This window comes from Streptomyces sp. NPDC058239 (assembly GCF_042882185.1).
Classification (GTDB): domain Bacteria; phylum Actinomycetota; class Actinomycetes; order Streptomycetales; family Streptomycetaceae; genus Streptomyces.
This window is the reverse complement of record NZ_JBHVWS010000089.1, coordinates 1-21,235: the sequence shown is the minus strand read 5'-3', so window position 1 is coordinate 21,235 and position 21,235 is coordinate 1. Positions and strand designations below refer to the sequence as shown.

Sequence of the window (21,235 nt, the reverse complement as noted above, 5' to 3'; positions counted from 1 at the left end):
GCCCGCCGCCCACCCGCGCACCCGGTCGCCCCGGACACGCGGGTGGGCTCATTTCTTCGGCGGGTGTTCCTTCGCGATGAGCGCCGCCTGATCCTCCAGGCCCCGGTGAAACTCCAGCCGCTCGTCGCCATCGAGTCTGCTGGGCACGTCCTTGGCCGACGGCAGGAAGTCGGGGATCGACCGGAAGACCGCGTCGGCCGCCGCCCTTTGACCGCGTATCCGCGCCTGCACCAAGTAGTGGCCGACCTCCCGCAGAGGGTCTCTGAGAATGGGCTCCGGCCGCGCGGCGGCCTTCGCCACGTTCTCCGGGCGCCCCAATTTGTGGTGCTCGTTCTGCGCGAGCCTCTGCAGGGCCGCGATCGCCGCGTAGAGCCGGCCGCAGCGGTACGCCTCAGCGTGCCGGACCGGCTGACCGCTCGTCATGGTTTCCCCTTGTCACCGTGCCGGACTGCACCGGGGCATCGATACCCGTGCGGAACCGGTGAGGAACACCACGGCTCGGGACGCGCAACTTTTCGGGCGTTCGGCAGTCGTTACTGACAGGTGTGCCGGGGGCGCGCCGTACAGATCCACTCAGGGGGACACACCGCATGAAAGACATGAAAGAACAGCCTCGTATATTCCGCCGTGCGCGGGGCGCGCTGTCCGTCGCGCTCGCCGCAGGCGTGCTCGCACCCGTGGCGCTCGGCGCCTCGCCCGCCGCCGCCGCGACGCCGACGGTGAGCTGCACATCCGGCAAGGCAGGGCTGGCCGCCAAGCTGTCCAAGGACATCACAGCCGCGCTCAAGGGGCGGAAGTCGACGACGGCCGTGGCGCTCTACGACCGGACCACCAAGACGACGTGCTCCTTGCGGGCGACGACGAAGTACGACTCCGCCAGCGTCGTGAAGGCGACCGTGCTGGCGACGCTGCTCTGGGACAACAAGAAGCACAACCGCTATCTCACCCAGCGCGAGATCAACCTCACCACTGCCATGATCACCAAGTCCGACAACAACGCGACCACCAGTCTGTGGAAGCAGCTCGGAGTGACCAAGGTCAAGGCGTTCCTGAAGGCTGCCGGGATGACGCACACGGTGCCCGGCTCCGGTGGCTACTGGGGGCTGACTCAGATCACCGCCCAGGACGAGCAGCGGCTGCTGACCCTGCTGACCGCCAAGAACTCCGTGCTGAGCGACAACTCGCGGGCGTACGAACTGGGCCTGATGCGCAAGGTCGTCTCCTCCCAGCGCTGGGGCACGCCCGCCGGGGCGCCGTCCGGTGTGACCGTCCAGGTCAAGAACGGCTGGCTGCCGCGCGCCACCCACGGCTGGCGGGTGCACAGCATCGGCGCCTTCACGGGCAAGGGGCACGACTACGCGATCACCGTGCTCACCCAGGACAACAAGACGATGAACGACGGCATCAACACCATTCAGGCGGTCGCCCGCGCCGTGCACAAGGACCTGAATCCGGCCGCGGCCACGAAGACGACGATCGCCCCGCCCGCCGCCCCGCAGGAAGCGGTGCCCGCGGTACCGGAGGCGCCGGCGGTACGGATGCTCACCGCGACGCCGCGGTCGTAGCCGACGGGGCCGAAGCTGTCCTCGATCGCCGGACGCGGCATGTCCGTACGGCGATCGAGGTCGTCGCGGGCCGCGGCGACCGACCAGCCACGGTCCCGGTCAGCCGCTGACCGCCTGCACATCGGCAGCCGCCTCCACCGTTGTATCCGCCGCCGCCTCGGAACCCGCATGGGCGGTGAATGCCACCCGCATCGTGTCGCCGTCGAGCTCCATGCTGAACGTGGAGTCCATGGCCCGCGCCAGGCGGGCCAGCAGCGCGACGGTCGGCAGTGTGCCGCCCAGTTCAAGTTTCGACACCTGCGGCTGGGTCATCCTGGCGCGCCTGGCCAGCTCGGTCTGCGAGAGCCCGGCCTCGGTCCGGCGGTCGTACACGGCCTGCCCGAGGTCGTAGCGGAGCCGGATCTCCTCGCGGCGTTTCTCCGCATCGGGATCTTCGGCGATTCCCTGGGCGACCTTCTTGTCGCGGGCGATCTTCCAGTGTGCGTGGCTGACCATTACCGGTCCTTCCTCTCCGCATCGCGTGTGTACACGTCGTGTGCCGCTTCGTGCTCGGCCTCGCATAGTGCTTTGGTGCGCCTGGCCCGTGCCACTTCCGTGTTCTCCCGCTGCCGGGTCTTGCGGAAGACGGTGAGCAGGACGATCCTCCGACCGGGTGCAAGCCAGTGGGGAATCCTTGTGGCGTCCCGATTGCAGCCCAGGTGGAATCTCAGTTCCCGGACGCCGTCGTCGAGATGCCGGGAGTACGGTTCTCCGAGCGTGGTCGGCCGTTCCCGCAGCAGGTCGGTGATGTGCTCGACCGCGAGATAGCCGTCGCCGCGCAGATTTATCAACCACAGCCGAACCTCGGGTTCGATCTCGATGGTGTAGCCACTGTCCATATACTGGAACATATAGATGTCTCAGTGTATGACGGGCTGGGTTTGTTGCGCATTCGCCCATATGAGTGAGCGCACCTAGGGCTGATGACGGACCGCCCTACGCCGCAAGACCCGTCTTTGTAACGGCGGGATGAAATCCGCCGCCCAGCGCGTTGGTGCCTTCCGGTAGACCAGGTCGAACGGGAGGCACCGGTGACGGACGCAGGGGACGCAGAGGGCGCGGCGCAGGCCCCGGGCTGGGCTCGGCGGCTGAGTGGCTACGCATGGCGCTACCGGCGCAATGTGCTGCTGGCGCTCGGTTCGTCGCTGGCCGGCATGGCGGTGATGGCCCTCGTTCCGCTGATCACCAAGGTGATCATCGACGACGTCGTCGGCGACCACACGCGTTCCCTGGCCGTCTGGACCGGACTCCTCGTGGTCGCCGCCGTGCTGGTGTACATATCCACGTACATCCGCCGCTACTACGGCGGCCGGCTCGCCCTCGACGTACAGCACGATCTGCGTACCGAGATGTACGGGACGATCACCCGCCTGGACGGGAAGCGCCAGGACGAGCTGTCCACCGGACAGGTCGTCGGGCGCGCCACCAGCGACCTGCAGCTGATCCAGGGGCTCCTGTTCATGCTCCCGATGACCATCGGGAACGTGCTGCTCTTCATCATCTCCCTGGTGATCATGGCGTGGCTCTCGCCGCTGCTCACCCTGGTCGCGATCGCCGTCGCCCCCGCCCTCTGGTTCATCGCCCGCCGCTCCCGCTCCCGTCTCTTCCCCGCCACCTGGTACGCCCAGGGGCAGGCCGCCGCCGTCGCCGGAGTCGTCGACGGAGCCGTCTCCGGGGTCCGGGTCGTCAAGGGGTTCGGGCAGGAGGAGCAGGAGACCGGCAAGCTGCGCGAGGTCGGGCGCAGGCTCTTCGCCGGACGGCTGCGGACGATCCGGCTGAACTCCCGCTACACCCCCGCCCTCCAGGCCGTCCCCGCGTTCGGTCAGGTCGCGATGCTGGCCCTCGGCGGCTGGCTCGCCACCCGGGGCGAGATCACCCTCGGCACGTTCGTCGCGTTCTCCACCTACCTCGCCCAGCTCGTCGGCCCGGTCCGGATGCTCGCCATGGTCCTCACCGTCGGACAACAGGCCCGGGCAGGCGTCGAGCGCGTACTGGAACTGATCGACACCGAGCCGACCATGAAGGACGGCACCAAGGAACTCCCGGCCGACGCCCCCGCGAGCGTCGAGTTCGACGACGTACGGTTCGGCTACGACGAGGAGCGCCCCGTCCTCGACGGGTTCTCGCTGACCATCGAGCCCGGTGAGACCGTCGCCGTCGTCGGCGCGTCCGGCAGCGGGAAGTCCACCGTCTCGCTGCTGCTGCCCCGCTTCTACGACGTGACGCACGGCGCCGTCCTGGTCGGCGGCCACGACGTCCGCGAACTGACCCAGCAGTCCCTGCGCGCCGCCATCGGCCTCGTACCGGAGGACAGCTTCCTGTTCTCCGACACCGTCCGGGCCAACATCGCCTACGGATTCCCGGACGCCACCCAGGAACAGATCGAGGAAGCGGCCCGCGCCGCCCAGGCCGACCGGTTCATCGCGGAGCTGCCCGAGGGCTACGACACCAAGGTCGGTGAGCACGGACTCACCCTCTCCGGCGGCCAGCGCCAGCGCGTCGCGCTCGCCCGCGCCATCCTCACCGACCCCCGGCTGCTCCTCCTCGACGATGCCACCTCGGCCGTCGACGCCCGCGTCGAGCACGAGATCCACGAGGCGCTGCGGCAGGTGATGGCGGGGCGGACGACCCTCCTGATCGCCCACCGCCGCTCCACCCTCGGCCTCGCCGACCGGATCGCCGTCCTGGAGCACGGCAGGCTCGCCGACATCGGTACGCACGAGGAGCTGGAGCGCCGCTCCGCGCTCTACCGGCGGCTGCTCACCGACCCGGACGAGCTGGGCGGCACCTCGCCCGGACACCAGCGGCCGACCACCGCCGCCGACACGACCCTTGAGGACGACCGCGCGCTCCAGGAAGAGCTGGACGCCGAGTTCGACGCCGAGCGCGGCATCAGCCCCCACCTGTGGATCCGCAAGGAGGAACCGCGCGACACCGGTGCGGCCGGCATGCCCGCGACGCCCGAGCTGCTCGCCCAGGTCGAGGCCCTGCCGCCCGCCACCGACACACCCGACATCGACGAGGCGCGGGCCGTCCGCGCCGAGGAGTCGTACGGGCTGCGCAGGCTGCTGCGCGGCTTCGGGCTGCCGCTCCTGGTGAGCCTGGCGCTGGTGGCGGTGGACGCGGGCGCCGGACTCCTGCTGCCCGTACTGATCCGGCACGGCATCGACCAGGGTGTCTCACAGCTCGCACTCGGTGCCGTCTGGGCGGCGTCCGCGCTGGCCCTGGTGGTCGTGGTCGTGCAGTGGGCGGCCCAGATCGGCGAGACCCGGATGACGGGCCGCACCGGCGAGCGGGTGCTGTACTCACTGCGGCTGAAGATCTTCGCGCAGCTCCAGCGGCTCGGCCTGGACTACTACGAACGCGAGCTGACCGGCCGCATCATGACCCGGATGACGACGGACGTGGACGCGCTGTCGACGTTCCTGCAGACCGGTCTGGTCACGGCCTTCGTCTCCGTCGTCACCTTCTTCGGCATCATGGTCGCGCTGCTGGTACTCGACGTACAGCTGGCCCTCGTCGTCTTCGCGACGCTGCCGGTGCTGGTCATCGGTACGTTCTTCTTCCGCCGCAAGAGCGTGAAGGCGTACGAGCTGGCCCGGGAACGCATCAGCGTCGTCAACGCCGACCTCCAGGAGTCCGTCTCGGGGCTGCGGATCGTGCAGGCTTTCCGCCGCGAGCGCGACGGCGCGGACCGGTTCGCCGGGCGCAGCGACCACTACCGCGAGGCCAGGGTCCGCGGTCAGTGGCTGATCTCGGTCTACTTCCCGTTCGTGCAGCTCTTGTCGTCGGTGGCCGCGGCCGCGGTACTGATCGTGGGTGCGGGCCGGGTCGACAACGGCACACTCACCACCGGTGCGCTCGTCGCGTATCTGCTCTACATCGACCTGTTCTTCGCCCCGGTGCAGCAGCTCTCCCAGGTCTTCGACGGTTACCAGCAGGCCACCGTCTCCCTCGGCCGTATCCAGGAACTCCTGCGGGAGCCGACCTCCACCGACGCCCCGGACGAACCGCTGGACGTGCTGTCGCTGCGCGGCGAGATCGCCTTCGAGGACGTGTCCTTCGCATACGGCTCCGGCGACGACGCCGAGGAAGCCCTCATCGGTGTCGACCTGCGGATCCCGGCCGGTCAGACGGTCGCGTTCGTCGGCGAGACCGGCGCCGGGAAGTCCACCCTCGTCAAGCTCGTCGCCCGGTTCTACGACCCGACGGGCGGCCGGGTCACGGCGGACGGCACCGATCTGCGCCGTCTCGACCTCACCGCGTACCGGCACCGGCTCGGAGTCGTGCCGCAGGAGGCCTACCTCTTCGCCGGTACGGTCCGCGACGCCATCGCGTACGGGCGGCCCGAGGCCACCGACGCCGAGGTGGAAGCGGCGGCGCGGTCGGTCGGCGCCCACGACATGATCGCCACCCTGGACGGCGGCTATCTGCACGAGGTCGCCGAGCGGGGCCGTAACCTCTCGGCCGGCCAGCGCCAGCTGATCGCACTCGCCCGCGCCGAGCTGGTCGACCCGGACGTCCTGCTGCTCGACGAGGCGACCGCCTCCCTCGACCTGGCCAGCGAAGCCCTGGTCAACCAGGCGACCGACCGGCTCACCGGCCGCCGCACCACCCTCGTCGTCGCCCACCGGCTGACGACTGCCGCCCGCGCCGACCGGGTCGTGGTGATGGACCACGGCCGGGTCGTCGAGGACGGCACGCACGACGAACTCCTCGCCCGGGAAGGGCACTACGCCGTGCTGTGGCGCACCTTCATAGGGGAGGACGAGCCCGCGGGGGTGTGAGAGCCGGGCCCGTCCGCCGGTTCACTTGCCGATGCCGGAGATCTTGCCGGTCTGCAGGTCCGACCGCACGGTCAGATACGAATACGTGGGGTGCTTGCCGTTGCTCCACGTGAGCCGCACCTTCGACCAGGTGTGGCCCGCGCCGCTGTCGCCGGAGGTGACCCGGAAGGCGAGCGGGGTGTTCTGGGCGCGGAGCACACCGTCCGCGTGGTTGCGCTTCTCCCAGGTCTTCAGCTGGGTGCGCAGGCCGGGCGTCAGATAGAACGTCCTCAGGGCGGTGGCGAGCTTGCCGCCGCCCTCCGCCGTGACGGCATCGATGTAGGCGGCGTAGAAGTGGGCAACCTGCTGGAAGGCCGGGCTGCCGGCGTCGCTGCGCACCGGCGCCGCGGCCGCCGGGGCCTGCGGGGCAGCCGCGGCGGCCGGGACCGCGGCGACGACGGTGAGGAGAGCGGTGGCGAGCAGCGTCCGGCCGATGGTGCGCCGGCCGCGGAGGCCCTGTGAGTTACGGAGTTGGAGCATGGCAGTTCCTGCCTTTCGTATGGCTCTGCCCTGTTGGAGCCATGCTGTGGCGATTTGGTTGCTCCGGAGGCGGAGCGCGCCGGGTGCAACCTCCGGATGGCCTCCTGCGTCGTACGCATGTACGCGTATGTGCCGAGCAAGGGCGTAAGTGTTCGATCGAACGATGGGGCTGCTGGTGATCAGAGGGACCGGAGAGGCCAAAAAGGCCGGAGCGGTCGGCAGGGGCGGAAGCGGCCGGGGGTGCCGGACGCTTGTGCGTCTGTTCGTCCTGCCGCTGGTGGCCGCCGTCGGTCTGGTGCTCTGCGGCAGTGCGGCGAACAGTGCAGACGCCGCGACGGCCTGCGCAGGGCGCCCCGCGAAGACGGTCAAGTTCAAGACCGGTGAGCTGCGCCTCTACAAGAGCCGTTCCTACGCCTGCGCGATCGCGGTCGCGAAGAAGCCGGGCCCGCGCCGCCAGATGTCCGTGAGCATCCAGGCGCGCGGCGGCAGCCCCGTCATCGACAGCGGCAGTTACACCCGGCAGGCCGGCCCGGTGACGGTCCACGCGCTGAACCGGTGCGTCCGGGCCTCGGCCACGATCTCGGGAAAATCCGGCTCCACGGGCTGGATTCTCTGCTGACGGCGGCGGCTCGTCGTCGCTCCGTGCCAACAGGGTCTGGCGGCACAGGTGTTGCCCCGCTAGGTTCACGACGTCTGTTGTGAATCAAGGGGAGGGTGCATGCGCAAGGCGCTCAGAGGGTTCCTGTCGCTCGCGGTGCTCATCGGCACAGTGAGTGCGACGGGTGCCTCGGCCGGGGCGGCCACCGCCGCGGAACCGACCGCGTTCGGGAACACGGCCGGCAGTGACAGCGGCACGAGCACGGACATCAAGGACCGCATCCTGGCCATCCCGGGAATGAGTCTCATCGAGGAGAAGCCGTACGCGGGCTACCGCTACTTCGTCCTCAACTACACCCAGCCGATCGATCACCGGCACCCGTCCAAGGGCACCTTCCAGCAGCGCATCACCCTGCTGCACAAGGACACGTCCCGCCCGACGGTCTTCTACACCAGCGGCTACAACGTCTCCACGAACCCCAGCCGCTCCGAGCCGACCCGGATCATCGACGGCAACCAGGTCTCGCTGGAGTATCGGTTCTTCACTCCGTCCCGTCCGGCACCCGCCGACTGGTCCAAGCTCGACATCTGGCAGGCCGCCAGCGACCAGCACCGTGTCTTCACCGCGCTGAAGCAGATCTACTCCAAGAACTGGCTGACCACCGGTGGCTCGAAGGGCGGCATGACCGCCACGTACTTCGAGCGCTTCTACCCCAAGGACATGGACGGCGTCGTCGCGTACGTCGCGCCGAACGACGTGGTCAACAAGGAGGACTCGGCGTACGACCGGTTCTTCGAACGCGTCGGCACCAAGGAGTGCCGCGACAAGCTGAACGGGGTGCAGCGCGAGGCGCTGATCCGCCGCGAGCCGCTGGAGAAGAAGTACGAGGAGTACGCCGCCGCGAACGGCTACACCTTCAACACCGTCGGCTCGCTCGACAAGGCGTACGAAGCCGTCGTCATGGACTACGTCTGGGCGTTCTGGCAGTACAGCCTGCTGTCCGACTGCGACACCATCCCGGCCGACGCCAAGACCGCCCCCGACCAGGCGATCTGGGACTCGATCGACGGCATCTCCGGCTTTTCCGCCTACGCGGACCAGGGCCTGAACACGTACACGCCGTACTACTACCAGGCGGGCACCCAGCTCGGCTCGCCGGACATCGAGCAGCCGTGGCTCGGCAAGCTGAGCCGGTACGGATACCAGCCGCCGCGCAACTTCGTGCCGCGCTCCATCCCGATGAAGTTCCAGCCGTCGGTGATGCGCGACGTCGACAGCTGGGTGAAGCACCATGCCAACCACATGCTGTACGTGTACGGGCAGAACGACCCGTGGGGCGCGGAGCGCTTCCGGCTCGGGGCGGGCGCCCGTGACAGCTATGTCATGACCGTGGCCGGCGGCAACCACGGCTCCAACGTGGCCGGGCTCGCCGACGACGAAAAGGCGAAGGCCACCGCGGCCATCCTGCGCTGGGCGGGCGTCGCCCCGGCGGCCGTGCAGGACGACCCGGCGAAGGCGAAGCCGCTCGCGAAGTTCGACGAACGGCTCGACAAGCGGGACGTGACGAGCGAGCGCAGGCTGCGGCCGTAAGCGGTCCTCGCGAAGGGGACCTGGTGAAGCGGTCCTCGTGCCAAGGAAGGGGCTGTGCGTGTGCACAGCCCCTTCCCGGTTCCCGGGGGTTTAGTACGTCAGCCCGTAACCGACCGGGTGCAGCACCTGCGCCGGATCGTCCGCGCGCTGCACCGGCACCGGCAGGGTGCCCTCCGGTTCGGCGCGGCCCGCGATCACCCGGGCGGCGGCCCGCAGTTCGACATCGGTCCAGGAGTACGTGGCCAGGTTCGCCGCGAACCCGGTCCCGGACAGCTGGGCGATGTCGTACGGATTGCGGATCGCGACCGTGATCACCGGGATGCCGGTTGCCGCGAGGGCGCTCACCAGGGTGCGCTGCGAGCTGGTCGCCGTGACGTTGTACGTCCCCACGATCACCGCGTCCTTGCCCTGTGCGGCCGCCACCGCCTCGTCGATCTTCGCCTTGGTGGGAGCGGTGCCGGTGGACAGCGCGGTTGCCGCGTACCCCAGTTCCACGAAGGCGGTGGCCAGGGTGGTGGTCGGCGGCCCGGTGGTGCCGGACGGGGAGGCCGGATCGGCGCCGACCACGAGGAGCTTCTTGTGGGAGCGGCGGGAGAGCGGCAGCACCGCGCCGTCATTGGCGAGCAGTGTGGTCGTGCGCTCGGCGATCCGGTCGGCGGCGGCGAGATGGGCCCGCGTCCCGACGGTGCGGTCCACTCCCTTGTGGCTGACGAACGGGTCGTCGAACAGCCCGAGCTTCGTCTTCAGCCGCAGGATCCGCAGGATCGATTCCTCGATCCTGGCCTCGCTGATCTCACCGTTCTTCACGGCCTCCAGGACGGCGTTCCAGGAGACGTTGAGGTTCGGCGGGTTGAGCAGCTGGTCGACGCCCGCCTGAAGCGCGAGGACCGGCACGCGCTCGTCGCCGTACTTGGTCCGTACGCCCTCCATGCCGAGCGAGTCGGTGACCACGACACCGTCGTAGCCGAGCTCCTCGCGCAGAATGCCGGTGAGGATCGGGCGGGACAGCGTCGCCGGGTCCTGTGCGGGGTCCAGTGCCGGGACCACGATGTGTGCGGTCATGATCGAGTCGATGCCCGCGGCGATCGCGGCCCGGAACGGCGGCTCGTCCAGCTCCGCCCACTGCTCCCGGGTGTGGAGGATGACGGGCAGACCGGTGTGGCTGTCGGTGTTGGTGTCGCCGTGGCCGGGGAAGTGCTTGGCGGTCGAGGCGATGCCGCTGCTCTGATACCCCTTCACCTGGGCGGCGACCATCCCGGCCACGGACTGCGGGTCGGAGCCGAAGGAGCGTACGCCGATCACCGGGTTGGCCGGGTTGACGTTGACATCGGCGTCCGGGGCGTAGTTCTGGTTGATGCCGATCGCGGCCAGTTCGGCGCCCGCGATCTGGCCGGCCCGGCGGGCGTCGGAGCGCGAACCGCCGGCGCCCAGCGCCATCGCGCCCGGCATCAGGGTGGCGGGCTCGCCGACGCGGCAGACGATGCCGTGCTCCTGGTCGGTGGAGACGAGGAGCGGCAGGGGGGTGGGGCCGGCGAGGCCGGCGCGCTGGATGCCGTTGGAGAGGTCGGCGATCTGGTGCGGGTCGCGGGTGTTGTGCGCCCAGGCGAAGTAGATGATCCCGCCGACGTGGTACTTGGCGATCATCTCGGCGGCCGTACGGACCCCGATCTCCGCCATGTTGGCGTCGATGTCGGCCTGGTCGGGCTCGGTGGCGGAGTGCCCGTACACCCGCATCACGAAGAGCTGCCCGACCTTCTCCTCCAGGGTCATCCGGGAGATGAGCCGCTTGAGGCGCTCGGTGGTGGCGGCTGAGGTGTGGTGCCCGCCGCTGTGCCCGCTGCTCGCGGACCTCTGGGCGGCGACGGCGCCGGGGGCGACGACCCCGCCCGTGACGGCGGCTGCGGCGGTCGCGGCGGTGGCGGTGAGGAGGGTGCGTCTGGAGGTGCGGTGGTGCACGTGAGCTCCTTCGGCCGAACTCGGGGACGAGGGGGTGGTGAAAGAAACTTCCAAGGAGCACGGATATCCAGAAAATAACTTCCGGTCAAGGGTCCGGACCGTTTTGAGCCCGTCCGGTGATCGGGAAGGTGTGGGCGAATCCGGGCAGGTCCGGTGATCGGGGCGCGGGGCCGGGACGCCTGCCGGGACCTCTTACCTCCTCAGCCCCACCGCGGCCCCGTGCGTCTGGAGTGCCGACACCGCCACCGTGATCGCGGGCCGCCGGGCCGCCTCCGTACGCCACAGCGCGTACAGCCGACGTACCGGGATGGGATCGAGCGGCACCGCCACCACCCCCGCCGGCAGCGGCCCCCGCCCCAGTCGCGGGATCAGCGCGACCCCGAGGCCGGCGGCGAGCAGGGCCAGTTGGGTGTGGTTCTCCTCCGCCCGGTGCCGGATGTCGGGCTCGTAACCCGCCGCGCGCAGCGTCCGTACGAGCCAGTCGTGGCAGACCGTCCCCGGCGGCTGGCAGATCCACCGCTCCTTCGCCAGCTCCTCGCGCCGCACCGCGTCCCGCCCGGCGAGCCGATGGCCTTCGGGCACGAGCAGATCGCACCGGTCGTCACCGATCACCGCCTGCGCCACCCCCTCCGGGGCGGGCAGCGGGGCGATGTCCCAGTCGTGCGCGACCGCCAGATCGATCACGCCCTTGGCCACCAGGTCGACCGAGAGATGCGGATCGACCTCGGTCAACCGGACGTCCAGGACCGGATGGTCCCGGTCCAGCTCGGCCAGTACACCGGGCAGCAGCCCGCGCGCCGCGGACGCGAATGCGCCGATCGAGAGCCGCCCGGTCGGCAGCCCCCTGCGCTCCTCCAGCGTCGTCTCGGCGCGCTCCACGATCGCCAGCAACTGTTGGGCCGTCTCGGCCAGATGGAGCGCCTCCTCGGTCAGCGCGACACCGCGCCCGCGGCGTTCGAGGAGGGTCGTACGGGTCTCCCGCTCCAGCTTGGTGATCTGCTGCGAGATCGCCGACGGGGTGTAACCGAGCGCGGTGGCGGCGCCCGCGACGGAGCCATGGACGGAGATGGCGTGCAGTGCGCGCAGCCGGGAAAGATCGAGCACCGGAACCTCCCGGATAGGGGGCCTTTCGTTAGCAACGCTCAATTTCACCATGAAGAAATCCGCGCTGGTGCTACATGGTCGGTGCAGGCGATCCTCGGTGCATGCGTCCCCTCCACATCGCCCTGGCCGCCCTGGTGGCCGCCGTCTGGGGTGTCAATTTCGTCGTCATCGAGGTCGGCCTCGGGCACTTCCCGCCGCTGCTCTTCTCCGCCCTGCGCTTCCTGGTCGCCGCTCTGCCCGCGGTGTTCTTCGTCGGACGCCCCAAGGTCGCCTGGAAGTGGATCGTGGGCGTCGGACTCGTCCTCGGAGTGGCGAAGTTCGGGCTGCTCTTCATCGGCATGGACCGGGGGATGCCCGCCGGACTCTCCTCCCTCGTGCTCCAGGTCCAGGCGGTCTTCACCGCCCTCTTCGCGGCGCTCGCGCTGGGTGAACGGCCAGGAAGGGCAAGGGTGTCGGGGATGGGGCTGGCCCTCGTGGGCATCGGGGTGGCCGCGGTCGACGAGGGCACGAGCGGGCCCGTGATCGCCTTCGCCCTGGTGATCGCGGCGGCGGCCTGCTGGGGTGTGTCCAACGTGCTGACCCGCAAGGCCGCGCCGCCCGACTCCCTCAACTTCATGGTCTGGGTCTCGACCGTGCCCGTGCTGCCGCTGCTCGGCCTCTCCCTCCTCTTCGAGGGCTGGGACCGCGACGCCGACGCGCTTGCCGCGCTCGACTGGAGCGGCGTCGGGATCATCGTCTACGTCGCCTGGATCACCACCGTCTTCGGCTTCGGGGCCTGGGGCTTCCTGCTGCGCCATCACCCGGCTTCGTCGGTGGCCCCGTTCACCCTGCTCGTCCCGGTCTTCGGGATGTCGGCGGCCGCGCTGCTGCTGGGCGAGTCGGTGAGTCCGCTGCGGTGGTGCGCGGCGGCGCTGCTGGTCGGCGGGGTGGCCCTCACATCGCTGGCGGGGGCGCGGCGGCCGCGGGCCGCGGCGACGGAGACACCGGAACCGCAGCCCGCGCGCGTCTGAACCCAGGCAGGCCCCTACTGCTTGGGCGCACCCAGGCGCAGCAGGTGCTCGCGCCCCGCGCTCAGCAGTCCCGGCAGCTCGGCCGCGTCCGGGTGCCAGCGCTTCTCGTACTCCCAGCAGACCCAGCTGTCCGCGTCCAGCGTGTCCAGGCAGGCACCCAGCGGAAGCACCCCGGCCCCGAGCGCCAAGGGTTCGGTGTCCTGTGCCGATGCGATGTCCTTGACCTGTACGTATCCCAGGTGCGGGGCCAGCACCGCATGGCTCGCGGCAGGTTCCTCGCCCGCCAGCCAGGTGTGCATGATGTCCCAGAGCGCGCCGATCTGCCCGTGCCCGACCGTTCCGACGACCCGGGCCACATCGGCGCCCGCCCGGTGCGAGTCATGGGTTTCGAGCAGGATGCGTACGCCCAGGTCGGCGGCGTGCGGAGCGGCGGCGGCCAGCCGGCGGGCGGCGGTCGCATCGGCCACGGCGGGGTCCTGGTCGCCGCCGCCGGGGAAGACTCGGACGTTCTTCGCACCCAGGTCGTGCGCCAGCTCCACCAGCCCGGCGAGCTCGTCCAGCGCGGCCCGGTCGTCCCCCTCGGCCGCGACCCGGACATACCCGGCGACGGTCAGGATCTCGACGCCGGCCCTCTTGAACTCCTCGACGACATCGGCCCGTTCGAGTGCCGTGATACCCGGGTGCACCGGTTCCTCGGGGTGGGCGCGCAGCTCCACCCCCTGATAGCCATGTGCGACGGCCAGCCGGACGACGTCGGCGATCGGCATCCCCGGCACTCCGAGGGTCGAGAAAGCGAGCTTCACGTGCGTATTCCTTCCGTCGGTACGTGCCACTGCGCCTGACGGACCGGACAGCGGCCCGCACATCATCGGCCCACGGCACGCGGTACGGGTACCCCGGACCAGGGTGTGGAACCCGCCCGTCACTTCCGCGGCGGCGCCGTCGACCCCCGCACCATCAGCTCCGCCGCGATCGTCGCGATGCCGCCCGGCGGCGGTGCCTCCTTGCCCATCGCCAGCCGGCCCGCCCGCGCTCCCGCCTCGAAGAGCGGCAGCCGTACGGTCGTCAGCGCCGGGACCGCGTCCACCGAGAACGGCAGATCGTCGAAGCCCGCCACCGAGATGTCCTCCGGGATGCGCAGACCGCGGTCCCGGATCGCCGCACTGGCACCCAGTGCCACCGTGTCGTTGGCGGCGACGACAGCCGTCACCTCCGGTTCGCGGCGCAGGAGTTCGAGGGTGGCGTCGTAGCCGGAGCGGCGGTCGTAGGGGCCGTGGACGGTGAGGCGCTCCTCGTCGCCGACGAGGCCCGCCGCCCTCATCGCGGCGCGGTGGCCCTCAAGGCGGTGGCGGGTCGTCGTCCGCTCCAACGGGCCCGCGGCATAGGCGATCCGCCGGTGGCCGAGCGAGAGCAGATGCTCGGTGAGGCGAAGCCCGCCGCCCCGGTTGTCGAAGGCGAGCGCGGCCACGACCGCCTCGCTGCCCGGCAGCGGGGGCCGTCCGCACAGCACCACATGGGTGCCCGCGTCCGCGAGTTTCGCCAGCTTGGCGGACATCGCGGCCCGGTGCGCCGGGTCCTCCACGGCGCCACCGGTCAGGATGACGGCCGCGGCGCGCTGGCGCTGGAGCAGGGTGAGGTAGGTGAGTTCGCGTTCGGGGGAGCCGCCGGTGTTGCAGATGACGGCGAGCTTCTCGCCGCCCGCCCGGCCCGAACCGTCCCCGGGCCCGCCGATCTCGGTCTGCGCCGCCCCGGCCATGATCCCGAAGAACGGGTCGGCGATGTCGTTGACCAGGATGCCGACCAGGTCGGACGTGGCCGCCGCCAGTGAACTCGCGGGCCCGTTGAGCACATAGTCCAGGTCGTCCACCGCGCGCAGCACCCGCTCCCGGGTGGACGCGGCCACCGGGTAGTTGCCGTTCAACACGCGGGAGACGGTGGCCGGGGACACCCGGGCGCGGGCCGCCACATCCGCCAGGGTGACTGTCATCGCTTTCCTCCGAGGAGTGATGAGGAGTGAGAGGAGTTGTCAGCGTGCCCCCTCTTGTCCGGGCCGCTGTCGGCAGGCTAGCGTCATCATCGATAGAAAGCGCTTGCTACGTTTGTATGGAGGAACTTTCGTGACACGCAGGACAGTGCGCATCGCCATGAACGGCGTCACGGGTCGCATGGGATACCGGCAGCACCTGGTGCGCTCGATCCTCGCGATCCGCGAGCAGGGCGGCCTCGATCTCGGCAACGGCGACGTGCTGTGGCCCGAGCCCGTTCTGGTCGGCCGCCGCGCCCATGCGCTGGAGGAACTCGCCGCACAGCACGGTCTGACCGAGTGGTCGACCGACCTCGACGCGGTCCTCGCGGACGACAGCATCGACATCTACTTCGACGCCCAGGTCACCTCGGCCCGCGTCGAGGCGATCAAGAAGGCGATCGCCGCGGGCAAGCACATCTACACCGAGAAGCCCACCGCCACGGACGTCGAGGGCGCCCTGGAGCTGGCCCGCCTGGCCCGTGACGCCGGGATCAAGCACGGCGTCGTCCAGGACAAGATCTTCCTGCCGGGCCTGCTGAAGCTGAAGCGCCTCATCGACGGCGGCTTCTTCGGCGAGATCCTCTCCGTACGCGGCGAGTTCGGCTACTGGGTCTTCGAGGGCGACTGGCAGGAGGCCCAGCGCCCGTCCTGGAACTACCGTGCCGAGGACGGCGGCGGCATCGTCGTCGACATGTTCCCGCACTGGGAGTACGTGCTCCACGAGTTGTTCGGCCGGGTATCCACCGTCCAGGCACACGTCCAGACACACATCCCGCAGCGCTGGGACGAGCAGGGGAAGCCGTACGCCGCCACCGCCGACGACGCCGCGTACGGCATCTTCCAGCTGGAGAGCGGAGCTGTCGCACAGATCAACTCCTCCTGGACGGTCCGCGTCAACCGCGACGAGCTCGTCGAGTTCCAGGTCGACGGAACCCACGGATCCGCCGTCGCCGGGCTGCGCAACTGCCGTGTCCAGCACCGCTCGGCCACCCCCAAGCCGGTCTGGAACCCGGACCTCCCGGTAACCGAGTCGTTCCGCGACCAGTGGCAGGAAGTCCCCGACAACGCCGCCTTCGACAACGGCTTCAAGGCCCAGTGGGAGCTCTTCCTGCGCCACATCGTGCTCGACGAGCCGTACACCTGGGACCTGATGGCCGGCGCACGCGGCGTCCAGCTCGCCGAGCTGGGCCTGAAGTCCTCCGCAGAGGGCCGCCGCTTCGACGTACCGGAGCTGGCGCTGTGACGATCCACCTGCCACAGGGCCCGTACGAACCCCGCACCACCCCGCTCGACCTCGCCCCCGGCGGGGCTCCCCTCGCCTCCCGTACGGTCTTCTCCGCCGCCCATGTCGTCGCCGACCCGTACGCCGACATCAGCCCCGACTCACCGGCCGCCGTCGACTGGGACGCCACCCTCGCCTTCCGCCGCCACCTCTGGTCGCACGGTCTCGGCGTCGCCGAAGCCATGGACACCGCCCAGCGCGGCATGGGTCTGGACTGGGCCGGCGCGGCCGAACTGATCCGCCGTTCCGCCGCCGAGGCGAAGGCCGTCGGCGGCCGCATCGCCTGCGGTGTGGGCACCGACCAGCTTCCCGCCGGACCCGCCTCGCTCGCCGAGGTGCGGTCCGCGTACGAGGAGCAGCTCACCCTTGTCGAGGAGAGCGGCGCCCAGGCCATCCTGATGGCCTCCCGCGCGCTCGCCGCCGCGGCAAAGGGGCCCGAGGACTACCTGGAGACGTACGCGCACCTCCTGCGCCAGGCCTCGGAACCGGTCGTCCTGCACTGGCTCGGCCCGATGTTCGACCCGGCGCTGGAGGGCTACTGGGGCTCCTCGGACCTCGACGCCGCCACCGACACCTTCCTGAAGGTCATCGCCGAGCACCCGGACAAGGTCGACGGCATCAAGATCTCGCTCCTGGACGCCGAGCGCGAGATCGACGTCCGCCGCCGTCTCCCCGGCGGGGTCCGCTGCTACACCGGCGACGACTTCAATTACCCCGAGCTGATCGCGGGCGACGACCAGGGCTTCAGCCACGCCCTGCTCGGCATCTTCGACCCGCTGGGCCCGCTGGCCGCACACGCGGTACGGGTCCTGGACACCGGGGACGTCCAGGGCTTCCGGGACCTCCTCGACCCCACGGTCGAGCTGTCCCGCCACCTCTTCCAGACGCCCACCCGCTTCTACAAGACGGGCGTGGTCCTCCTCGCCTGGCTGGCCGGCCATCAGGACCACTTCACCATGATCGGCGGCCTGCAGTCCGCGCGCTCGCTGCCGCATCTGGCGAAGGCGTATGAACTCGCTGACCGGCTGGGCCTGTTCCCCGACCCGGAGCTGGCCGAATCCCGGATGCGCGCCCTGCTCGCGGTCAATGGAGGCACACGATGAGCGACGGCCGTCTCTCCATCAACCAGGAGACCATCAAGCAGTGGTCGCTGCCCGAGCTGGCCGAGGGCTGCGTCAAGGCGGGCATCGACAAGGTCGGACTGTGGCGGGCCCCCGTGCAGGAGTACGGCCTCGAGCGCACCGCCCGACTGCTCGCCGATTCCGGCCTCTCGGTCACCAGCCTCTGCCGAGGCGGCTTCTTCACCGCCATCGACCCGGCGGAACGGGCCCGCGCCCTGGACGACAACCGCGCCGCGCTCGACGAGGCCGCGGCCCTGTCCACCGACACCCTGGTCCTCGTCTCCGGCGGCCTCCCGGCGGGCAGCAAGGACCTGCACGGCGCGCGTGAGCGGATCGCGGACGCCCTGGGCGAACTCGCACCGTACGCGGCCGAGCGAGGCGTACGTCTGGCGATCGAACCGCTGCACCCCATGTTCGCCTCGGACCGCTGCGTCGTCTCCACGCTCTCCCAGGCCCTGGACATCGCGGAACGCTTCCCCGCCGAGCAGGTCGGGGTGGTCGTCGACACGTACCACATCTGGTGGGACGACCAGGCGGCCCCACAGATCGCCCGGGCGGGCGCGGGCGGCCGTATCCACTCCTTCCAGCTGGCGGACTGGATCACCCCGCTCCCGGCGGGCGTCCTGGTCGGCCGGGGTCAACTGGGCGACGGGGCAGTGGACTTCCGCGCGTTCCGCACGCTGGTCGAGGCCACCGGCTTCGACGGCCCCATCGAGGTGGAGATCTTCAACGAGGACCTCTGGGCCCGCGACGGCGCCGAAGTCCTCGCGGAGGTCGCGTCCCGGTACGCCGAACACGCCTGCTGAGAAGGCTTTTTGCCGCCAGGGTAAAGAGATCGCCAAGACGTGCAACCGTTCGGCACCCTGCCGGGTCATATCTGGCGTCGGGCGCTTCCGGGGAGGGATCCGGGGGGATCGGGAAGCCCTGACGGAGGGGGAAAGCGAGGGGGGTCCGGTCTTTCGACCGGACCCCGTTTCGTCTCCTGGGCGCAGATGCGTCGGTCATGTTCTCCGCTGGGCTCTCCGCGTTGAGCTGCAGGCGACGGAGACGTTCCGCGCCGGCTGAGGGCGAGGCTCAGGTATCGAACTCGCCCACCCAGTTGCGCTTTACAAGAGAGACAAACAGGTACTCGGACTCGACCTCGATCGCTACGCGTCGAACTCTCCGCGCCAGGCGAAGTCCAGCAGGGCGTTCGGCAGGTAGCCGGACTCGACCTCGATCGGAATGCCGTTGGCCTTCGCCAGGCACGCCACCGCCAACGGGGCGATGGCCACGACCCCTTCGATGTTCTGGGTGCGGTCCTCGTCGGCCGTCCAGTACTCCTTGTGCCAGCGAAGAGCGTCGTTCAGGGCCTCGTTGAAGCCTGCTGCGTCGTTGCGCAAGTAGCGGTAGAACATCATGATCGGCGGGTACTCCAGCTTGCCCATGGTCTCGGCATCGAGAACGTGGGTGACCTCGGGAGCGCTCAGGTCCACGGCCCGCACCAGGTGCTGGCTGACGTCGTCACGCCGCAGCCAGAAGCTCCGGAGGGCCTCCACCCAGGCGTAGACGTACTCGTCCAGCACTCCGCCACAGTCACGCAGCAACGATGCCGGCACTTGCGCCAGCATGTCGAGGCGGGCCGTCTCCCGGCAGATCAGCGCCAGGAAGAAGGCGTTGAGCCAGGTCCCCGCATTGAGGTAGAACTGCGGACCGGTGGTGGCGAGCTGCCGTTCCTCCTGACGGATCTTGCAGGTCACCGTCTCCTGGTCGGTGGACGTGGCCGCGAAGACCGCCGAGTGCACCTGCATGGTCAGCAGCCAGGATTCCCAGGTCTCCAGCATCACCGCATCCGGGTCCCCGACGCAGCGGATGCGCGCCACGTTCAGCGACGTGGTCAGCGCCCCGCTCCTGGCGCGATGTGAGGTCCCGATGGTCTGCAGCGAATTTGCCAGGGACTTCTCCATGACGGGGACGACTGCCTCCATCTCAGCCACTGGATAGCTCTGGCGGGACACGCTCGTAACCACTGATCTCCCTTGTCAGATTCAGATCTTGAAGTATTCGAGGACCGCTCCAGCGTACGTACCCTTGCCCTCGACGGCCTTCACCATCGCATACTCCAGGTTTCCGCTTTCGAACGCCGGCCTCAGCTCGGCCGCCAGATCGGCGTTGGTCCAGGTCTTTCCAGCGCTGTCGGTCACCGAAAGCAGAGGGCGGGCTTCCATTTCAGAGATGATGGTTTCCAGGTAGTGGCTGGTGCCCTGCTGCACCATAAACTTTTCGGCGGCGCCCTTGCCTCTGCGCCAGATGAGCCCCGAACTCGGCGCCTTGGCCTCGACGATCAAGAGTTTGCCGTCCGGCCGCCGGTACAACTGGTCGAACATGTTGGCACCGTTGGGCGTCTTCGGCAGGGGCTGCTCCACCGCGCCCTCGAACCGCTCAGGCACCACGTGCAGCCGCGCGGCATCCTCGCCCAGGCGTTCGGAGTAGCTGCTGTTGTTGGACGTCTGATCGTCGAAATGATCGATGAACTGTTTCCGGGCACGCTCCACTTCCGCCAGCGTCTGCTCGGTCGGCGCAGTCTTGTGCGCACGCTCGGCGTTGGACAGGTCCACAGAGACCTTGCGGTCCTTCGCGACATCGTCGAGGTGGTCGATCTGGTCGACCGGGGTGCTCCCGCGAGTTAGTGGGTCGCGGCCGTACCTGATCTCCGACGGGGCCGAGGGCAGGTCGTGCTTGGAGATCCAGGATCCGTCGCTGTCCTTCGCGAGGATGGGTAGTTCGACCCCGTCGATCTTGGTGTGGATGCTGTGGCGGTGGCCGTCCGATCGGTAGTACAGGTCGAACCAGGACTTGTCGGGGTCGTTCGCACGCCGGACGAATTCGTCCTGCTTGACCTTGATCTCCTCAGCGGTCAGCTGCCGACCGCCCGAGGGGGGCGCCGGCTGCGCCGCATCATTCGTGCCGTGTGCCGCGCCGTCCAGGCCGCCTGCGCCCGGGGTCTCCGGGAGGTGGGTGCCACCCGTGAACGGGGGCTCGTGGTGGCCACCGCCGCCGGGGCCATCCATGTGGCTGCCCGTGCCGGAAGGGCCGTCGCCGTGGCCAGTACCCGAGGGGCCGTCGGTGTGGCCGCTGCCCGTGGAGGGGGTCTGATCGCCCCGGTGCAGCGGGTCGTTGCCGTGGCCGCCGCGGGGGGTGTTGTCCAGGTTGTTCGTGGGCATGTGGTCGCCCGCGTGGCCGCCAGGGGTGTGGTCCGGGGTGTGGCCGCCCCTACGGAGCGGGTCGGAGATGTCGCTGCCGAGGCGGATGCCGTCGTCGCCGCGGCCGCCGACGCCCGCCAGGACGCGGTCCGGGACCTTGGCCGTGCCCGGGGAGTCCACCTTCGGGGCGTCGGTCTTCGGTACGCCCGCGCCCGCATCCGGCTTGCCCGTCGTGGCGTCCTTCGCGTGCTGGGCGATGCTGCCGTCCTCGTTGTAGAGGTTGCCGTCGCGGTCCATGTACGGGGCGCCCTCGTCGAAGGGTGACTTGATCGTGCCTTCCGGCAGTGCCACAGCTCCCTCGGGGAGTTTGACGGTGCCGTTGGGGAGTGTGACTGCTCCGTCCGGGATCGTCGCGCCCTGGGGGAGGTTGATCGTGCCGTCGGGGAGTCTGATCGT

The 21,235-nt window shown here is 69.9% G+C and carries 17 protein-coding genes and 1 pseudogene; 8 read left to right on the top strand and 10 right to left on the bottom strand.

Annotated features, from left to right (window positions below):
* Positions 1 to 48: 48 nt before the first annotated feature.
* Positions 49 to 423, bottom strand: a complete 375-nt coding sequence (locus tag ACFVYE_RS44775) for a hypothetical protein (RefSeq protein WP_389609262.1) — start codon at positions 421 to 423, stop codon at positions 49 to 51.
* Positions 424 to 599: 176 nt separating this feature from the next.
* Between ACFVYE_RS44775 and ACFVYE_RS44770 the strand changes: the two genes are divergently transcribed.
* On the top strand, positions 600 to 1,565 hold the full coding sequence (locus ACFVYE_RS44770; protein WP_383968615.1) for a serine hydrolase: 966 nt from the start codon (positions 600 to 602) through the stop codon (positions 1,563 to 1,565).
* Between the two features lie 99 nt (positions 1,566 to 1,664).
* Here the strand turns inward: ACFVYE_RS44770 and ACFVYE_RS44765 are convergent, their stop codons facing one another.
* Together ACFVYE_RS44765 and ACFVYE_RS44760 are read right to left on the bottom strand one after the other, a co-directional pair.
* Positions 1,665 to 2,060 (bottom strand): helix-turn-helix domain-containing protein, encoded by a 396-nt coding sequence (locus tag ACFVYE_RS44765; protein WP_383968566.1) that lies wholly within the window; start codon positions 2,058 to 2,060, stop codon positions 1,665 to 1,667.
* Positions 2,060 to 2,443 carry a type II toxin-antitoxin system RelE/ParE family toxin gene (locus ACFVYE_RS44760; RefSeq protein ID WP_383968569.1) on the bottom strand — a complete coding sequence of 128 codons (384 nt, stop codon included), beginning with the start codon at positions 2,441 to 2,443 and terminating at the stop codon, positions 2,060 to 2,062. The genes ACFVYE_RS44765 and ACFVYE_RS44760 overlap by 1 nt, the downstream gene beginning before the upstream one ends.
* A gap of 192 nt (positions 2,444 to 2,635) precedes the next feature.
* Between ACFVYE_RS44760 and ACFVYE_RS44755 the strand changes: the two genes are divergently transcribed.
* A complete protein-coding gene (locus ACFVYE_RS44755) occupies positions 2,636 to 6,391 on the top strand; it encodes an ABC transporter ATP-binding protein (protein WP_383968572.1) in 3,756 nt (1,251 codons plus the stop codon).
* A gap of 21 nt (positions 6,392 to 6,412) precedes the next feature.
* Here the strand turns inward: ACFVYE_RS44755 and ACFVYE_RS44750 are convergent, their stop codons facing one another.
* Positions 6,413 to 6,910: a hypothetical protein gene (locus ACFVYE_RS44750; protein ID WP_383968575.1), complete on the bottom strand. Its 498-nt coding sequence runs from the start codon at positions 6,908 to 6,910 to the stop codon at positions 6,413 to 6,415.
* Between the two features lie 253 nt (positions 6,911 to 7,163).
* Here ACFVYE_RS44750 and ACFVYE_RS44745 point away from each other — a divergent pair, with 253 nt between their 5' ends.
* The gene (locus tag ACFVYE_RS44745) at positions 7,164 to 7,529 is read left to right on the top strand and encodes a hypothetical protein (protein WP_383968578.1); all 366 of its coding nucleotides are present in this window, start codon (positions 7,164 to 7,166) and stop codon (positions 7,527 to 7,529) included.
* 99 nt (positions 7,530 to 7,628) lie between these two features.
* A complete protein-coding gene (locus tag ACFVYE_RS44740) occupies positions 7,629 to 9,098 on the top strand; it encodes a S28 family serine protease (protein WP_383968580.1) in 1,470 nt (489 codons plus the stop codon).
* 90 nt (positions 9,099 to 9,188) lie between these two features.
* Here ACFVYE_RS44740 and ACFVYE_RS44735 read toward each other — a convergent pair whose 3' ends face one another.
* Both ACFVYE_RS44735 and ACFVYE_RS44730 read right to left on the bottom strand, forming a co-directional pair.
* A complete protein-coding gene (locus ACFVYE_RS44735) occupies positions 9,189 to 11,054 on the bottom strand; it encodes a glycoside hydrolase family 3 protein (RefSeq protein WP_383968583.1) in 1,866 nt (621 codons plus the stop codon).
* A gap of 192 nt (positions 11,055 to 11,246) precedes the next feature.
* A complete protein-coding gene (locus tag ACFVYE_RS44730; protein WP_383968587.1) occupies positions 11,247 to 12,158 on the bottom strand; it encodes a LysR substrate-binding domain-containing protein in 912 nt (303 codons plus the stop codon).
* Positions 12,159 to 12,259: 101 nt separating this feature from the next.
* On the opposite strand from ACFVYE_RS44730, the gene ACFVYE_RS44725 reads away from it, so the two are divergent.
* Positions 12,260 to 13,168 (top strand): EamA family transporter, encoded by a 909-nt coding sequence (locus ACFVYE_RS44725; RefSeq protein ID WP_383968590.1) that lies wholly within the window; start codon positions 12,260 to 12,262, stop codon positions 13,166 to 13,168.
* Between the two features lie 14 nt (positions 13,169 to 13,182).
* Here the strand turns inward: ACFVYE_RS44725 and ACFVYE_RS44720 are convergent, their stop codons facing one another.
* Positions 13,183 to 13,971 carry a sugar phosphate isomerase/epimerase family protein gene (locus ACFVYE_RS44720; RefSeq protein WP_383968593.1) on the bottom strand — a complete coding sequence of 263 codons (789 nt, stop codon included), beginning with the start codon at positions 13,969 to 13,971 and terminating at the stop codon, positions 13,183 to 13,185.
* A gap of 119 nt (positions 13,972 to 14,090) precedes the next feature.
* Positions 14,091 to 15,155: a LacI family DNA-binding transcriptional regulator gene (locus tag ACFVYE_RS44715; protein ID WP_389609257.1), complete on the bottom strand. Its 1,065-nt coding sequence runs from the start codon at positions 15,153 to 15,155 to the stop codon at positions 14,091 to 14,093.
* 130 nt (positions 15,156 to 15,285) lie between these two features.
* On the opposite strand from ACFVYE_RS44715, the gene ACFVYE_RS44710 reads away from it, so the two are divergent.
* The 3 genes from ACFVYE_RS44710 to ACFVYE_RS44700 are packed head-to-tail and all read left to right on the top strand — an operon-like array spanning position 15,286 to position 18,403.
* Entirely contained in the window at positions 15,286 to 16,437 is a 1,152-nt protein-coding gene (locus ACFVYE_RS44710) for a Gfo/Idh/MocA family protein (RefSeq protein WP_383968598.1), read from the top strand.
* Positions 16,434 to 17,579 carry a dihydrodipicolinate synthase family protein gene (locus tag ACFVYE_RS44705; RefSeq protein ID WP_383968601.1) on the top strand — a complete coding sequence of 382 codons (1,146 nt, stop codon included), beginning with the start codon at positions 16,434 to 16,436 and terminating at the stop codon, positions 17,577 to 17,579. The genes ACFVYE_RS44710 and ACFVYE_RS44705 overlap by 4 nt, the downstream gene beginning before the upstream one ends.
* The gene (locus tag ACFVYE_RS44700) at positions 17,576 to 18,403 is read left to right on the top strand and encodes a sugar phosphate isomerase/epimerase family protein (protein ID WP_389609254.1); all 828 of its coding nucleotides are present in this window, start codon (positions 17,576 to 17,578) and stop codon (positions 18,401 to 18,403) included. Before ACFVYE_RS44705 ends, ACFVYE_RS44700 begins: the two co-directional genes overlap by 4 nt.
* A 342-nt stretch (positions 18,404 to 18,745) precedes the next feature.
* Here ACFVYE_RS44700 and ACFVYE_RS44695 read toward each other — a convergent pair whose 3' ends face one another.
* Both ACFVYE_RS44695 and ACFVYE_RS44690 read right to left on the bottom strand, forming a co-directional pair.
* Entirely contained in the window at positions 18,746 to 19,564 is an 819-nt protein-coding gene (locus tag ACFVYE_RS44695; protein WP_389609252.1) for an immunity 49 family protein, read from the bottom strand.
* A 60-nt stretch (positions 19,565 to 19,624) separates the two neighbouring features.
* Positions 19,625 to 21,235, bottom strand: a pseudogene (locus tag ACFVYE_RS44690) (hypothetical protein); the annotation flags it as partial.

What these genes read in the sequence shown, in the direction of transcription:
- ACFVYE_RS44775 (WP_389609262.1), bottom strand. Translation starts at nt 423, where the DNA reads ATGACGAGCGGTCAGCCGGTCCGGCACGCTGAGGCGTACCGCTGCGGC.
- ACFVYE_RS44770 (WP_383968615.1), top strand. Translation starts at nt 600, where the DNA reads ATGAAAGAACAGCCTCGTATATTCCGCCGTGCGCGGGGCGCGCTGTCC.
- ACFVYE_RS44765 (WP_383968566.1), bottom strand. Translation starts at nt 2,060, where the DNA reads ATGGTCAGCCACGCACACTGGAAGATCGCCCGCGACAAGAAGGTCGCC.
- ACFVYE_RS44760 (WP_383968569.1), bottom strand. Translation starts at nt 2,443, where the DNA reads ATGGACAGTGGCTACACCATCGAGATCGAACCCGAGGTTCGGCTGTGG.
- ACFVYE_RS44750 (WP_383968575.1), bottom strand. Translation starts at nt 6,910, where the DNA reads ATGCTCCAACTCCGTAACTCACAGGGCCTCCGCGGCCGGCGCACCATC.
- ACFVYE_RS44740 (WP_383968580.1), top strand. Translation starts at nt 7,629, where the DNA reads ATGCGCAAGGCGCTCAGAGGGTTCCTGTCGCTCGCGGTGCTCATCGGC.
- ACFVYE_RS44725 (WP_383968590.1), top strand. Translation starts at nt 12,260, where the DNA reads ATGCGTCCCCTCCACATCGCCCTGGCCGCCCTGGTGGCCGCCGTCTGG.
- ACFVYE_RS44715 (WP_389609257.1), bottom strand. Translation starts at nt 15,155, where the DNA reads ATGACAGTCACCCTGGCGGATGTGGCGGCCCGCGCCCGGGTGTCCCCG.
- ACFVYE_RS44700 (WP_389609254.1), top strand. Translation starts at nt 17,576, where the DNA reads ATGAGCGACGGCCGTCTCTCCATCAACCAGGAGACCATCAAGCAGTGG.
- ACFVYE_RS44695 (WP_389609252.1), bottom strand. Translation starts at nt 19,564, where the DNA reads ATGGAGGCAGTCGTCCCCGTCATGGAGAAGTCCCTGGCAAATTCGCTG.